This is a genomic window from Pantoea sp. OVA07A, assembly GCF_019969975.1.
GTDB classification, from domain to species: Bacteria; Pseudomonadota; Gammaproteobacteria; order Enterobacterales; family Enterobacteriaceae; genus Pantoea; species Pantoea agglomerans.
In genome coordinates this window covers 249385-263908 of sequence record NZ_JAHXYM010000006.1, presented here as the reverse complement: position 1 = coordinate 263908, position 14524 = coordinate 249385, and the positions used below count along the sequence as shown (strand labels likewise).

General features: G+C 55.5%; 12 protein-coding genes, 2 tRNA genes and 1 rRNA gene. 11 read left to right on the top strand and 4 right to left on the bottom strand.

What is annotated here, in order from left to right:
* Nucleotides 1–9: 9 nt before the first annotated feature.
* From rrf to LC417_RS19080, 3 genes are all read left to right on the top strand, one after another.
* Nucleotides 10–125 (top strand): 5S ribosomal RNA (gene rrf / locus LC417_RS19090).
* Between the two features lie 87 nt (nt 126–212).
* Nucleotides 213–289, top strand: a tRNA-Asp gene (locus LC417_RS19085).
* A 7-nt stretch (nt 290–296) separates the two neighbouring features.
* Nucleotides 297–372, top strand: a tRNA-Trp gene (locus LC417_RS19080).
* Between the two features lie 117 nt (nt 373–489).
* Here the strand turns inward: LC417_RS19080 and hdfR are convergent.
* Nucleotides 490–1323 (bottom strand): HTH-type transcriptional regulator HdfR, encoded by an 834-nt coding sequence (gene hdfR / locus LC417_RS19075; RefSeq protein WP_010253571.1) that lies wholly within the window; start codon nt 1321–1323, stop codon nt 490–492.
* 120 nt (nt 1324–1443) lie between these two features.
* Here hdfR and LC417_RS19070 point away from each other — a divergent pair, with 120 nt between their 5' ends.
* The gene (locus tag LC417_RS19070) at nt 1444–1782 is read left to right on the top strand and encodes a DUF413 domain-containing protein (RefSeq protein WP_010253568.1); all 339 of its coding nucleotides are present in this window, start codon (nt 1444–1446) and stop codon (nt 1780–1782) included.
* Between the two features lie 25 nt (nt 1783–1807).
* On the opposite strand, the gene LC417_RS19065 is transcribed toward LC417_RS19070, so the two are convergent.
* Complete coding sequence (locus LC417_RS19065) at nt 1808–3328, bottom strand: YifB family Mg chelatase-like AAA ATPase (RefSeq protein WP_223566232.1); 1521 nt, start codon at nt 3326–3328, stop codon at nt 1808–1810.
* 330 nt (nt 3329–3658) lie between these two features.
* On the opposite strand from LC417_RS19065, the gene ilvL reads away from it, so the two are divergent.
* The 6 genes from ilvL to ilvA all read left to right on the top strand — a co-directional run bounded on the left by ilvL (nt 3659) and on the right by ilvA (nt 10219).
* The gene (gene ilvL / locus LC417_RS19060) at nt 3659–3757 is read left to right on the top strand and encodes an ilv operon leader peptide (RefSeq protein ID WP_072101316.1); all 99 of its coding nucleotides are present in this window, start codon (nt 3659–3661) and stop codon (nt 3755–3757) included.
* A gap of 150 nt (nt 3758–3907) precedes the next feature.
* Nucleotides 3908–5554 (top strand): acetolactate synthase 2 catalytic subunit, encoded by a 1647-nt coding sequence (gene ilvG / locus LC417_RS19055; protein ID WP_033759177.1) that lies wholly within the window; start codon nt 3908–3910, stop codon nt 5552–5554.
* Complete coding sequence (gene ilvM / locus LC417_RS19050; RefSeq protein WP_008926359.1) at nt 5551–5808, top strand: acetolactate synthase 2 small subunit; 258 nt, start codon at nt 5551–5553, stop codon at nt 5806–5808. The genes ilvG and ilvM overlap by 4 nt, the downstream gene beginning before the upstream one ends.
* Nucleotides 5809–5826: 18 nt before the next feature.
* Nucleotides 5827–6756, top strand: coding sequence for a branched-chain amino acid transaminase (locus LC417_RS19045; protein WP_010253558.1), 930 nt, complete (start codon nt 5827–5829; stop codon nt 6754–6756).
* Between the two features lie 62 nt (nt 6757–6818).
* A complete protein-coding gene (ilvD, locus tag LC417_RS19040; RefSeq protein WP_010253556.1) occupies nt 6819–8669 on the top strand; it encodes a dihydroxy-acid dehydratase in 1851 nt (616 codons plus the stop codon).
* A 2-nt stretch (nt 8670–8671) separates the two neighbouring features.
* A complete protein-coding gene (ilvA, locus tag LC417_RS19035) occupies nt 8672–10219 on the top strand; it encodes a threonine ammonia-lyase, biosynthetic (protein ID WP_010253553.1) in 1548 nt (515 codons plus the stop codon).
* On the opposite strand, the gene ilvY is transcribed toward ilvA, so the two are convergent.
* Nucleotides 10220–11101, bottom strand: a complete 882-nt coding sequence (gene ilvY, locus LC417_RS19030; protein WP_008926355.1) for an HTH-type transcriptional activator IlvY — start codon at nt 11099–11101, stop codon at nt 10220–10222.
* A 162-nt stretch (nt 11102–11263) separates the two neighbouring features.
* On the opposite strand from ilvY, the gene ilvC reads away from it, so the two are divergent.
* Complete coding sequence (ilvC, locus tag LC417_RS19025; protein WP_010253551.1) at nt 11264–12739, top strand: ketol-acid reductoisomerase; 1476 nt, start codon at nt 11264–11266, stop codon at nt 12737–12739.
* 293 nt (nt 12740–13032) lie between these two features.
* Here ilvC and LC417_RS19020 read toward each other — a convergent pair whose 3' ends face one another.
* The gene (locus LC417_RS19020; protein WP_010671462.1) at nt 13033–14364 is read right to left on the bottom strand and encodes an MFS transporter; all 1332 of its coding nucleotides are present in this window, start codon (nt 14362–14364) and stop codon (nt 13033–13035) included.
* Nucleotides 14365–14524 lie beyond the last annotated feature (160 nt).

Sequence of the window (14524 nt, the reverse complement as noted above, 5' to 3'; positions counted from 1 at the left end):
CAGAATTTGCCTGGCGGCTTTAGCGCGGTGGTCCCACCTGACCCCATGCCGAACTCAGAAGTGAAACGCCGTAGCGCCGATGGTAGTGTGGGGTCTCCCCATGCGAGAGTAGGGAACTGCCAGGCATCAAATTCGTTCCTTTTCCCCTGACAAGGAAAATAACAGGAACAGACGGCCATCAGCCAGTTGCTGACAGCTGTGAAAGAATCGGTGGAGCGGTAGTTCAGTTGGTTAGAATACCTGCCTGTCACGCAGGGGGTCGCGGGTTCGAGCCCCGTCCGTTCCGCCACCCTATTAGGGGCGTAGTTCAATTGGTAGAGCACCGGTCTCCAAAACCGGGTGTTGGGGGTTCGAGTCCCTCCGCCCCTGCCAGAAAACGATCCTTTGCTTCGGCAAAGGATTTTTTTTGTCTTTAAAAAAGTAAAAAAGAAAAACCAGCTAAATCTAACTGGCCTCTGATCTTCCCTGCCTACTGTCCTGCCTGCAAATTCAGCTATTTTGCCTGACCAGAATCGGGAATTTAAGCAACTGACGAATATGTGCCTGCTGATCGCTGTTCTGCAACCAGACAGCATAGAGCGGACGCACGGCGACGGGCGTATCCGGAATCACCATCAACTCACTGTACACACTCTGCCAGAAGTCCGGCAGAAATGCGCACGCTCCGGTGGTATGTAGCAGTTCACGGGTGACATGTGCCGACGTGGTGGTCAGTACCGGTACATCATCAGCTCCGGAGAGATAGCTCTGATGCTGATGAAAATCTGCTCCCCATTCCAGCTTAATATAATCATATTTTTCACGCTTCTCGCTCTGCCGGGCGCAGAAAAGCGCCAGTGAAATATGACCAATCTGCTGACTGGTTAACTCATCCATCTTAGGTGCTTCAGTGGTAATCAACAGATCCAGCTGGCGCTCATGGAGTTGCTTAACCAGCAGATGTCGTTGTGCCACGCGCGCTTCTAAGTGCAGGCTCTCCCGATTCTCGTAGAGCGTCTGTAGCCATGGCGTCAGATAAGCCTCCCATAGTGATGCACTGGCACCTATGGAAAGCTCATGGTGCTGCTGAGTGTGAGAGACCTCCTTCTTCGCCATCATCCAGGTGCTCATCAGGCTTTCAGCATAGGGGAGCAGTCGCTCTCCGGCCGCCGTCAGACGTATGTTATTGCGATGCCGTGTAAAAAGGTTAACGCCAAGCTGATTCTCTAACTGACGGATGCGAAAACTGACAGCAGATTGCGTGAGGTAAAGTGCTTCTGCAGCACGCCCGAAATGGCGAGTTCTGCTCACTTCCAGGAAAGTTTTCAGTAATTCCGTATCCACAGCGTTCTCCCAAAAAATGTTTGTCGTATAGATTTAAATGTTTTGTTTTACACTCTGTCAAGCCTATCTAATACTCCGCGCCATTAACAGCACGGCATTAGAAAATCAGGAGCGTGTAACATGGCGGAAAGCTTCTCAACAGAGAATCGTTTCTTTGATAACAAACATTACCCGCGTGGTTTCTCACGCCACGGTGACTTTACTATTAAAGAAGCTCAGCTTCTTGAACGCCACGGTTTTGCCTTTAATGAGCTGGATTTATCAAAGCGTGAGCCTGCAACCGAAGAAGAACGTTTGTTTATTGAAGTGTGTCGTGGCGTGCGTGAGCCGCAAACGGAAGCTGAACGTGTATGGTCTAAGTATATGACCCGCATTAAGCGTCCTAAACGTTTTCATACGCTGTCTGGCGGTAAACCGCAGATGGACACCGTTGAAGACTTCACCGACAGCGACGATTAACAGAGAAGGGGCGAAAGCCCCTTTTTTATTGCAGGCTGTTATGCAGATGGATCATTAATCGATCTATCGTGCGATAGCTGACAGCTTCCTGCAGATGATGCCGGGTGATGTCTGTTTCCCCAGCCAGATCGGCCAGGGTGCGGGCCACTTTTAAAATCCGCTGCCATGCCCGTACAGATAAACCCAGCTTCTCCAGCACTGACTCCAGCCACTCCGCATCCTCTTTAGCAGGCTGGCACCAGCGCATAATCTCTGCATTGTTTAAATGCGCATTTATTTTTCCTGCACGAGCCAGCTGAATGTCACGCGCTGCGACCACACGATGACGAACCTGCTCAGATGCTTCCGCTTTGGCGCGCTGACCGCTGAGCATGCCGCTGGGGAGTAGCGGGACCTCCAGCGAAAGATCAAAACGATCAAGAAATGGGCCGGATAGCTTACTGAGATAACGCAGCACCTGCTGGGGTGAGCAGCGGTTATGCTGTCCCTGATAGTGTCCGGTTGGACTTGGATTCATCGCAGCAATCAGCTGAAACCGTGCCGGGTAGGTAACTTTTGCCCGTGCGCGTGAAATAGCGATGATGCCCGACTCTAATGGTTCGCGCAGGGAGTCCAGAACCTTGCGATCAAATTCCGGTAATTCATCCAGAAACAGCACGCCGTTATGCGCCAGGGAGATCTCACCGGGCCGTGGGAGTGAGCCGCCGCCAATCAGAGCATAGAGAGAGGCGCTGTGGTGAGGTGATCTGAAAGGCCGGGTGCGCCACTGTCGATGCAGGGTATTGCTGTTCACTAGGCTGGCGATTGCCGCGCACTCCAGTGCTTCCTGATCGCTTAAAGAGGGCATGATGCCGGGCAACCGGGTAGCGAGCATGGTTTTACCGGTGCCAGGGGGCCCGATCAGCAACAGGTTGTGCCCGCCAGCCGCAGTGATCTCCAGTGCTCTGCGTCCCTGTTCCTGACCAATGATATCAGCGAGATCGTCAGCAGGTGCATCGCCCTGATGCTCAGGATATTGGGCTGTCTGTAGTGTGAGTTCATTGCGCAGAAAGGCGCACACTTCGCTGAGGTGAGAGGCAACCAGCGACGAGCCCTGACGGATTAGCCCGGCATCACACTGATTCTCAGCGGAGAGGACCAGCTGTCGTCCAGCCTGAATGGCTACCATGGCCGCTGGAATCGCGCCCTGTACACCGCACAGTGCACCGTCGAGTGCCAGCTCACCCAGAAACTCATAGTGCGTCAGCTTGTCGGCAGGAAGCTGCTCAGAGGCCACCAGAATGGCAATCGCCATGGGTAAGTCATACCGCCCGCCCTCTTTGGGTAAATCTGCGGGTGCCAGATTGATGGTGACGCGTTTTGCCGGGAAGGCAAAACCGCTGTTGATAATGGCGCTGCGTACCCGCTCACGCGCCTCTTTCACCGTGGTTTCAGGCAGCCCCACCAGCGTTAACGCAGGCAGTCCGTTACTGATGTGTGCCTCGATGGTCACCAGCGGGGCTTCCACTCCCAGCGCTGCCCGGGTCAGAACTTTTGACAGTGACATACTCGCTCCTTGTTACCGTCAGTCTGGTGACAGCATCAAAGGAAAGCCAGGGTATCATCAGCACTATTCGGGTCATTGCACAACCTATCAGAAGTTTTTTCACGACCTGTTAAAATGCTGCGTGTCTGCGCGCAAATTCACCAAAACATTATTACGTCAGTAAAGTGATGAATAATTATCATCATGTAATTATTTGTTGTATTACAAATTGATAGACCGCGATTTAGCGCCTGGTGCTAAAAAAACTCTGTAAAAAAAGTTGTGTCATGCCCCCTGACTATGATAACTCTGTAGGCATTACTTCGAACAAGCGAAAGAATTGAACAACACATGAAAGCCCTTCTACAAGTGATTAGCCTGGTCGTGATTAGCGTGGTGGTGGTTATTAACCTACCGTGCGGGGCAACGCTTGGAGAAAGAAAGGCTTAAAAATCAAGCCTCGAATCCGAAAAAACCCCCGCACCGAAAGGTCCGGGGGTTTTTTTTCGACCAGAGGAAATATCAGTAAATCCACAAGGAACAAACAATGAACAGTAGCATAAAATTCTGTTGTTCCGGTCAGGACACAGGAGAATAGCGATGACAGGTGCACAGTGGGTAGTTCAGGCTTTACGCGCGCAGGGTGTTAATACCGTATTCGGTTACCCTGGCGGCGCAATCATGCCGGTATACGACGCGCTCTACGACGGCGGCGTGGAACACCTACTGTGTCGTCACGAGCAGGGCGCTGTGATGGCGGCGATCGGTTATGCGCGCTCAACCGGCAAAACCGGCGTCTGTATCGCCACCTCTGGCCCTGGCGCGACAAACCTGATTACCGGCCTGGCAGATGCCATGATGGATTCGGTTCCGGTCGTGGCAGTAACCGGTCAGGTCACCTCGGCCTTCATCGGCACCGACGCCTTTCAGGAAATCGACGTGCTGGGCTTGTCGCTGGCCTGCACCAAACACAGCTTCCTGGTCGAATCGTTAGATGAGCTGCCCGCCATCATGGCAGAAGCCTTTGCGCTGGCGCAGTCAGGCCGTCCGGGTCCGGTACTGGTGGACATTCCTAAAGATATTCAGATTGCGCAGGGAGAACCTGCCCCGCATCTGGTTCCGGTAGAAGAGGGAAGCGCGCTGCCGCATCAGGCGATTCAGGAAGCACGCGCACTGATGGCGCAGGCCAGAAAACCAATGCTCTATGTTGGTGGAGGCGTTGGCCTGGCACAGGCTGTTCCGGCACTGCGCGCGCTGGCAGAAGAGACCGGCATCCCGGCAGTGGCCACCTTAAAGGGGCTGGGCAGCGTAGATCCTCACAGCGAGGTGTATCTCGGCATGCTGGGGATGCACGGTACTAAAGCCGCCAACCTGGCGGTGCAGAGTTGTGACTTACTGATCGCGGTCGGCGCCCGTTTCGATGACCGCGTGACCGGCAAGCTGGACACCTTTGCCCCCCATGCCAGCGTAATTCATCTCGATATCGATCCCGCTGAGTTAAACAAATTACGTCGTGCACACGTCTCTCTGCAGGGTGATCTCAACGAACTGCTGCCCGCCCTGAGTCAGCCTCTGCATATCAACGCCTGGCGCGATGAGATGAAAGCGCTTAAGGCCAGTCACCCATGGCGCTACGACCATCCGGGCGAAGCGATCTATGCACCGCTGTTGCTGAAGCAGCTTTCCGATCGCAAACCGGCCAATACCGTAGTGACCACCGACGTCGGTCAGCACCAGATGTGGACGGCGCAACACATGGCATTCAGCGCGCCAGAGAACTTCATCACCTCCAGCGGCTTAGGCACCATGGGTTTTGGTTTACCCGCCGCCATCGGTGCGCAGGTTGCACGCCCGGAAGATACGGTTATCTGTGTCTCGGGCGATGGCTCCATCATGATGAACATCCAGGAGCTGGGCACTATCAAGCGCGGCAAGCTGCCGGTCAAAATCGTGCTGCTGGATAACCAGCGTCTGGGCATGGTGCGTCAGTGGCAGCAGCTGTTTTTCGATGGCCGCTACAGTGAAACCAATCTGTCCGACAACCCCGACTTCCTCACGCTGGCCAGCGCTTTCAATATTCCCGGCCAGCGCATTACCCGTAAAGATCAGGTCGACGCCGCCCTTGATGCTCTGCTGAACAGCGAAGGTCCTTACTTCCTGCATGTTGCAATTGATGAGCATGAAAACGTCTGGCCACTGGTACCGCCGGGTGCCAGCAATGCAAACATGATGGAGAAAACTGTATGAACCAGCATCAATTGTCTATCGAAGCCCGTTTCCGCCCTGAAATATTGGAGCGCATTTTACGCGTAGTGCGTCACCGCGGTTTTCAGGTCTGTTCTATGAACATGGCCTCAGTCGCCAACGCAGAAAACATTAATATTGAAATGACCGTTGCCAGTCAGCGTTCCGTCGATTTACTGTCTTCGCAGTTAAGCAAATTGATCGACGTTGCATGCGTTCAGATTCAACAACAGACAACACAACAAATCCGCGCTTAGCCGCGAGAGGGAATAACAATGAGCACGAAGAAAGCAGACTTTATTTGGTTCAATGGCGAGATGGTTAAGTGGGAAGAGGCGAAGGTCAGCGTCATGTCCCACGCGTTGCACTACGGTACGTCGGTATTTGAAGGCGTGCGCTGCTACGACTCTCACAAAGGACCGGTTGTGTTCCGCCATCGCGAACACATGCAACGTCTGCACGACTCCGCCAAAATCTATCGCTTCCCGATTAAAAGCAGCGTTGATGAGCTGATGGAAGCGTGCCGCGAAGTCATCCGCGTGAACAAACTGAAAAGTGCTTATATCCGTCCGCTGGCCTTTGTCGGCGATGTGGGCCTGGGCGTGAACCCGCCAGATGGCTTCACCACCGACGTGATCATTGCGGCGTTCCCGTGGGGCGCATACCTGGGCGCTGAAGCCCTGGAGAACGGCATCGATGCCATGGTCTCCTCATGGAACCGCGTAGCACCGAATACCCTGCCAACCGCCGCTAAAGCGGGCGGTAACTACCTCTCCTCACTGCTGGTGGGCAGCGAAGCCCGTCGTCACGGCTATCAGGAAGGGATTGCGCTGGATACCAATGGCCTGATCTCCGAAGGTGCAGGCGAAAACCTGTTTGAAGTTAAAGATGGCGTGCTCTTTACCCCGCCATTTACCTCTTCAGCACTGCCGGGCATCACCCGCGATGCCATCATCACTCTGGCGCGTGATATGGGCATTGAAGTGCGTGAGCAGACCCTGTCGCGTGAATCTCTCTATCTGGCTGACGAAGTCTTTATGTCTGGCACCGCGGCAGAAATTACACCGGTGCGCAGCGTTGACCGCATTCAGGTTGGCGAAGGCAAACGTGGCCCGGTGACCAAACGCATCCAGGAGGCCTTCTTTGGCCTGTTCACCGGCGAAACCGAAGACAAATGGGGCTGGTTAGATCCGGTTAACCCATAATCAGATACAGCGCGGGCGTCATCTGACGTCCGCGAGCTTATTCTTACTGGAGTAAATAGAGTATGCCTAAGTACCGTTCCGCCACCACCACCCACGGCCGCAATATGGCGGGTGCCCGTGCCTTATGGCGCGCGACAGGAATGACCGACGACGATTTCGGCAAGCCGATTATCGCTGTGGTTAACTCATTCACCCAATTTGTGCCGGGCCACGTTCACCTGCGTGATCTTGGTAAACTTGTCGCCGAGCAGATCGAAGCGGCAGGCGGTGTGGCTAAAGAGTTCAACACCATTGCGGTGGATGACGGTATTGCCATGGGTCATGGCGGCATGCTGTATTCACTGCCGTCGCGTGAGCTGATTGCTGACTCGGTCGAGTACATGGTCAACGCCCACTGTGCTGACGCCATGGTCTGCATCTCTAACTGCGACAAAATCACCCCGGGTATGCTGATGGCGTCATTGCGCCTCAATATTCCGGTGATCTTCGTTTCAGGCGGACCGATGGAAGCGGGTAAAACCAAGCTTTCTGACCAGATCATCAAGCTGGATCTGGTAGATGCGATGATTCAGGGTGCCAACCCGAACGTCAGCGATGCCGACAGTGAGCAGATCGAACGCTCTGCCTGTCCGACCTGCGGCTCCTGCTCCGGTATGTTCACCGCCAACTCGATGAACTGCCTGACTGAAGCACTCGGTCTGTCGCAGCCTGGCAACGGTTCACTGCTGGCTACGCACGCCGATCGCAAAGAGCTGTTCATCAATGCCGGTAAGCGCATCGTAAGCCTGACCAAGCGCTATTACGAGCAGGATGATGTCAACATGCTGCCGCGTAACATCGCGAACAAGGCCGCTTTTGAGAACGCCATGATGCTGGATATCGCCATGGGCGGTTCCACCAACACCGTGCTCCACCTGCTGGCAGCCGCACAGGAAGGCGATATCGACTTTAATATCTCCGACATCGATCGCCTGTCACGCAAAGTGCCTCAGCTCTGTAAAGTGGCGCCAAGCACTCCGAAATACCATATGGAAGATGTGCATCGCGCGGGTGGCGTGTTCGCCATTCTCGGCGAGCTGGATCGTGCCGGCCTGTTCGACAGCAGCGCCCGTAATATCCTGCAGCAGACCATGCGTGAAACGCTGGATCAGTACGACATCATGCTGACCAAAGATCAGGCGGTAAAAGATATGTTCCGCGCGGGTCCGGCGGGTATTCGTACCACCCAGGCGTTCTCACAGAACTGCCGCTGGGACACGCTGGATGATGACCGTGCCGAAGGCTGTATCCGTACCCGTGAAAATGCTTACTCGCAGGATGGCGGTCTGGCCGTGCTCTACGGCAACATCGCAGAAGATGGCTGTATCGTAAAAACCGCAGGCGTAGACAAAGAGATCCTGACCTTCACCGGTCCGGCCAAAGTCTATGAAAGCCAGGATGACGCCGTTGAAGCGATTCTGGGCGGCAAAGTCGTTGCGGGCGATGTGGTCGTCATTCGCTACGAAGGTCCAAAAGGCGGGCCAGGCATGCAGGAGATGCTCTATCCGACCACTTATCTGAAATCGATGGGGCTGGGCAAAAGCTGCGCGCTGATCACCGATGGTCGTTTCTCTGGCGGTACGTCGGGCCTCTCTATCGGTCACGCCTCGCCTGAAGCAGCCAACGGCGGCACCATTGCGCTGGTCAAAGATGGCGACACCATCGAAATCGATATCCCTAACCGCGGTATCAAACTCGCCGTACCGGATAACGAACTGCACGCCCGTCGTGAAGAGCAGCAGGCACGTGGCGATGCGGCGTATACGCCGGTCAATCGTCAGCGTGAAGTCTCCTTTGCGCTGCGTGCCTACGCATTACTCGCGACCAGTGCTGATAAAGGCGCCGTCCGCGATAAGAGCAAGCTGGGAGGCTAACAATGGCCGAGTCTCAACCGCTACCCGAGGCGCCTTGTGGCGCCGAGTATTTGCGCGCAGTGTTGCGTTCACCGGTGTATGAAGTGGCACAGGTGACGCCGCTGCAGGTTATGGAAAAAATCTCATCGCGTCTCGGCAACACCATTCTGGTGAAGCGGGAAGATCGCCAGCCGGTGCACAGTTTTAAGGTGCGCGGTGCCTACGCGATGATTGCCGGTCTGAACGAAGAGCAGAAAGCGCGCGGTGTGGTGACGGCATCAGCCGGTAACCATGCGCAGGGCGTGGCGCTCTCCGCCACTAAGCTGGGCATCAAATCACTGATTGTGATGCCGCTGGCGACGGCAGACATCAAGGTTGATGCGGTGCGCGCATTTGGCGGTGAGGCTTTCCTGTTCGGGGCCAACTTTGACGAGGCGAAAGCCAAAGCGATAGAACTCTCTGAACAGCGCGGTTACACCTTCGTGCCGCCGTTTGACCATCCGGCCGTCATTGCCGGACAGGGCACGCTGGCGATGGAGCTGCTGCAACAGGATGCGCATCTCGACCGGGTCTTTGTCCCGGTTGGCGGTGGAGGTCTGGCAGCCGGCGTCGCGGTGCTGATCAAGCAGCTGATGCCGCAAATCAAAGTGATTGCGGTGGAGTCAGAAGATTCAGCCTGCCTGAAAGCAGCGCTGGAGGCGGGTCATCCGGTCGATCTGCCGCGCGTCGGGCTGTTTGCCGAAGGGGTGGCGGTGAAACGGATTGGCAGCGAAACCTTCCGGCTCTGTCAGGAATACATCGATGACATCATCACCGTCGACAGCGATGCCATTTGTGCCGCAATGAAAGATCTGTTTGAAGATGTCCGTGCTGTGGCAGAGCCCTCTGGCGCGCTGGCGCTGGCGGGCATGAAAAAGTATATCCAGCAGCACGGGATCAAAGGCGAGCGGCTGGCGCATGTGTTATCCGGGGCCAACGTCAATTTCCACGGCCTGCGCTACGTTTCTGAGCGCTGCGAGCTGGGCGAACAGCGTGAAGCGCTGCTGGCCGTAACGATCCCGGAACAGCAGGGCAGTTTCCTGCGTTTCTGCCAGACGCTGGGTGGAAGGTCGATTACCGAGTTCAACTACCGCTACGCCGATGCGGACAAAGCCTGCATCTTTGTTGGCGTACGACTGACGCGCGGCGTGGAAGAGCGCAGCGAGATCATCAGCGAGCTCACCAGCGGCGGTTATCAGGTGGTCGATCTCTCGGATGATGAGATGGCGAAACTGCATGTGCGTTATATGGTGGGCGGACGTCCTTCTAAACCACTGCGTGAACGCCTCTTCAGCTTTGAATTCCCGGAGGCACCCGGCGCGTTGCTGAAGTTCCTGCAAACGCTGGGCACCCACTGGAATATCTCGCTGTTTCATTATCGCAGCCACGGCACCGATTATGGCCGTGTGCTGGCCGCTTTTGAACTTGGCAGCGATGAGCCACGCTTCGAAGAGCATCTCACCGATCTGGGTTACGACTTTCATGACGAAAGCCAGAACCCGGCGTTCCGCTTCTTCCTGTCAGGCAACTGATTACAGCTGGCTCCAGAAAGCACTGATCAGCGGCTCTCCGAGCCGCTTTTTTTGCACGCAGATGCCGAGTTCGAACGGCGCAACCGAGTCAATATTCTCCAGTAACAGCACGCGGTTACGCACCGGGTCCGGGCTGTTCTCCAGCACCACATCCGGCAAAAGTGCGATGCCGCAGCCCAGCGCCACCATCGAAACAATCGCCTCATGCCCCGAGACCGTGGCGTAAATCACCGGATTCGGGATGCGCTGGCGGCGGAACCAGAGATCGATACGTCGCCGTGCCGGTCCCTGCACCGGCAGGATAAACGGAATTTTTGACCAGTCGGGCTGCGGCTGTGTTGCCTGAGTACGAACGGCACAGGGCAGTGCAGGCGCGATCAGCACCAGCGGGATCAGCCCCAGTGGCATAAAATCAATGCTGGCGGGCAGCGTTTCAGGACGGCCGGCAATGGCCAGATCGGCATCGCCGGAGTGCACTTTTTCCACCGCATCCGCGGCATCGCCGGTATCCAGTTTGATTTCGACCTGCGGATGTTCAGCGCGAAAGCGGTCGAGGATGGGCGGCAGATGACTGTAGGCCGCCGTCACTGAGCAGAACAGGCGCAGCTCGCCGCTGAGCGACGGACCGTTAAGATCCATCACATGGCGCAGTTGCTGATACTGCAACAGCGTCTGCTGGGCAAACTGGCGCAGACGTTCGCCCGCTTCTGTCAGCGTCACGGTGCGGTTATCGCGCAGAAACAGCGCATGGCCGACATCTTCTTCAAGCCGCTGGATCTGGCGTGACAGCGTGGAAGGGCTGACGTGCATAGCACGCGCAGTGCGCCCGAAGTGGCAGCTTTCTGCCAGATGAAGAAACAGTTTCAGATCCCGTAAATCCATGTGCGCGTCGCCTCTGGGTGGTGTTGCATTTATTGCAATGTGACGTTGTTAATATATCAATTTAAGCAACAGAATTCCTGTCATATGATGGGGTCATTCGCGGCGCTGCATGACACGCCGTTCCTGAACAAAAAAAGCAAACACAACCTTACCGGAGTACCCATGGCTAACTATTTCAACACATTGAACCTGCGCAACCAGCTGGCGCAATTAGGCAAGTGCCGTTTCATGGCGCGCGATGAATTCGCGGATGGTGCCAGTTTCCTGAAAGGCAAAAAAGTCGTTATCGTTGGCTGTGGTGCGCAGGGCCTGAATCAGGGTCTGAACATGCGTGATTCCGGTCTGGATGTGGCCTATGCACTGCGTGCTGAAGCAATTGCGGAAAAACGCCCTTCATGGCGCAAAGCGACCGATAACGGTTTCAAAGTGGGCACCTACGAAGAACTGATCCCGCAGGCTGACCTGGTGGTTAACCTGACACCAGACAAGCAGCACTCCGCTGTAGTTCAGGCTGTTCAGCCGCTGATGAAAGATGGCGCTGCGCTGGGCTACTCGCACGGTTTCAACATCGTTGAAGTGGGCGAAAGCATCCGTAAAGATATCACCGTGGTCATGGTGGCACCGAAGTGTCCGGGTACAGAAGTTCGTGAAGAGTACAAACGTGGCTTTGGTGTACCGACGCTGATCGCGGTTCACCCGGAAAACGATCCAAAAGGCGAAGGCATGGCGATTGCCAAAGCCTGGGCAGCAGCAACTGGCGGCGATCGTGCTGGCGTGCTGGAGTCCTCCTTCGTTGCTGAAGTGAAATCTGACCTGATGGGTGAGCAGACTATTCTGTGCGGCATGTTGCAGGCTGGTTCACTGCTCTGCTTCGACAAGCTGGTGGCTGAAGGCACTGACCCGGCTTACGCAGAAAAACTGATCCAGTTCGGCTGGGAAACCATCACCGAATCACTGAAGTTTGGCGGCATCACACTGATGATGGATCGCCTCTCTAACCCGGCTAAACTGCGCGCTTATGCGCTGTCAGAGCAGCTGAAAACCATCATGGCACCGCTGTTCCAGAAACATATGGATGACATCATCTCCGGCGAATTCTCTTCCGGCATGATGGCGGACTGGGCCAACGATGATAAAAACCTGCTGACCTGGCGTGAAGAGACCGGCCAGACCGCGTTCGAAACCGCTTCACAGTATGAAGGCAAAATCGAAGAGCAGGAGTACTACGACAAAGGTGTGGTGATGGTTGCGATGGTTAAAGCGGGCGTTGAGCTGGCGTTTGAAACCATGGTAGACGCCGGCATCATTGAAGAGTCTGCTTACTACGAATCACTGCATGAGCTGCCGCTGATCGCGAACACCATCGCCCGTAAGCGCCTGTATGAAATGAACGTGGTGATCTCTGATACCGCCGAATATGGTAACTACCTGTTCTCCTTCGCCGCGGTGCCGCTGCTGAAAGAGTTCATGACCACGCTGCAGCCAGGCGATCTGGGTAAAGCGGTTGAAGGCACGCAGGTTGATAACGCGCAGCTGCGTGACGTTAACGAAGCGGTTCGCCAGCACCCGATTGAAACCGTTGGCCGCAAGCTGCGTGGCTACATGACCGACATGAAGCGTATCGCTGTCGCGGGCTAATTACCGTCATCACAGTTTTCAGCAAAACAAACCCCGGCTTGCCGGGGTTTTTTGTTGGTGAACAACGGCTGGACGGTTCTCTGTGCCCTTAAGCTTCTTTATTGCTGCCAATATCAATACGCCTTTCAGCGAGGTCCGGTTTTTTCAAACAGAAAGCTAACCCGCTTAAGGCGTATGCTCCCTGAGCCTGTCGCCTGATATTGTTTAGCCCTTCAGAGCGGTTGTACTCTGTGAGCCTGCTCCATAAAAAAACCCGGCAGCCGCCGGGTTTCACTGACCTTCATCCAGTCGGATTAAACGTCATACAGCGTCTGATTACGCGTCTCTTTACAGGCGAGCAATGCAATCAGCGTCAGCACGGCCATCGACGCCAGATAAAGTCCCACCGCCTGCAAACCATAATGCGCATTCAGCCAGGTCGCGATATAAGGCGCAACAGAGGCACCCAGAATCGATGAGAGGTTATAAGAGAACGATGCGCCGGTATAACGCACTTCGGTCGGAAACAGCTCCGGCAGCAGCGCCCCCATCGGACCAAAGGTCAGGCCCATAATGCTCAGACCCAGCAACAGAAACGCCATCACCAGCGCCTGCGATCCGGAACCGAGCATCGCCGGGAACAGGAACGAAAACGCGATAATCATCAGCGTAATGGTAATCATCGTCTTGCGGCGACCAAAACGGTCAGCCAGCAAACCGGCAATCGGCACCATCACTCCAAAGCCAATCACCGCCAGCATAAGCATCCACAACATACTATTACGCGGAATACCCAGACCGGCCGGTGCTGCCGTGGTGCCGTAGCTCATCGAATAGACGGTCATGATATAGAACAGCGTATAGGTCGCCAGCATGATAAAGGTGCCGAGAATGGTGGCAGTCAGATGCTTGCTCAGCAGCGCTGCAATGGGCACCCGAACCTGCTTCTTCTCTTTCTGTACTTTGGCAAACACCGGACTCTCATGCAGCGAAACGCGCACATACAGGCCAATCAGCACCAGCACGGCGGAGAGAATAAACGGCACGCGCCAGCCCCACTGCATAAACTGCTCGTCGGTCAGCAGCCACGAAAGCAGCAGAAAAGTGCCGTTAGCGAAGAAAAAGCCAATCGGCGCACCCAGCTGAGGGAAGGAGCCGTAAAGCGCACGCTTCTTCGCCGGGGCATTTTCCGTCGCCAGCAGCGCCGCGCCACCCCATTCACCACCCAGTCCCAGTCCCTGACCAAAACGCGCCAGCGCCAGCAGCAGCGGAGCCATCACGCCGATGGTTTCATAGCCGGGCAGCAGACCAATCACCACGGTGGAGATCCCCATGGTCAGCAGCGAGGCAACCAGCGTGGCTTTGCGACCCACGCGATCGCCAAAGTGACCAAACACGGCGGAGCCAATCGGACGCGCGATAAAGGCGATAGCAAAGGTGGCCAGCGACTGTAGCGTCGCGACCGTGGCATCACCCTGCGGGAAGAAAATGTGCGGGAAAACAATCACCGCAGCAGTGGCATAAATATAAAAGTCGAAGAACTCGATGGCCGTTCCGACCAGCGAGGCAATCACCACTTTACTGCGTGAGTTAACCGGCGTGGGATCCTGCTGTTTGTCGAGCGTGTCTGTGAGGGAGGCTTGCATAACTGTTTCTTATTTGTAAATACAGACAAAGAATCTTACGCATCTGCCAGAGCGCATTCAATGAAGAAAACCCGCGCCGCGTCTGGCTTCAGCGGGCAAAAAGAGGATAATTTCTGAGGTGCGACGAATGTCGGGTGATACCGGGGTAATCCGGACGATA

Excerpts from the sequence above, each read along its gene's own strand:
- LC417_RS19070 (WP_010253568.1), top strand. The coding sequence starts at position 1,444 with ATGGCGGAAAGCTTCTCAACAGAGAATCGTTTCTTTGATAACAAACAT.
- LC417_RS19065 (WP_223566232.1), bottom strand. The coding sequence starts at position 3,328 with ATGTCACTGTCAAAAGTTCTGACCCGGGCAGCGCTGGGAGTGGAAGCC.
- ilvL (WP_072101316.1), top strand. The coding sequence starts at position 3,659 with ATGAAAGCCCTTCTACAAGTGATTAGCCTGGTCGTGATTAGCGTGGTG.
- ilvG (WP_033759177.1), top strand. The coding sequence starts at position 3,908 with ATGACAGGTGCACAGTGGGTAGTTCAGGCTTTACGCGCGCAGGGTGTT.
- ilvM (WP_008926359.1), top strand. The coding sequence starts at position 5,551 with ATGAACCAGCATCAATTGTCTATCGAAGCCCGTTTCCGCCCTGAAATA.
- LC417_RS19045 (WP_010253558.1), top strand. The coding sequence starts at position 5,827 with ATGAGCACGAAGAAAGCAGACTTTATTTGGTTCAATGGCGAGATGGTT.
- ilvD (WP_010253556.1), top strand. The coding sequence starts at position 6,819 with ATGCCTAAGTACCGTTCCGCCACCACCACCCACGGCCGCAATATGGCG.
- ilvA (WP_010253553.1), top strand. The coding sequence starts at position 8,672 with ATGGCCGAGTCTCAACCGCTACCCGAGGCGCCTTGTGGCGCCGAGTAT.
- ilvY (WP_008926355.1), bottom strand. The coding sequence starts at position 11,101 with ATGGATTTACGGGATCTGAAACTGTTTCTTCATCTGGCAGAAAGCTGC.
- ilvC (WP_010253551.1), top strand. The coding sequence starts at position 11,264 with ATGGCTAACTATTTCAACACATTGAACCTGCGCAACCAGCTGGCGCAA.
- LC417_RS19020 (WP_010671462.1), bottom strand. The coding sequence starts at position 14,364 with ATGCAAGCCTCCCTCACAGACACGCTCGACAAACAGCAGGATCCCACG.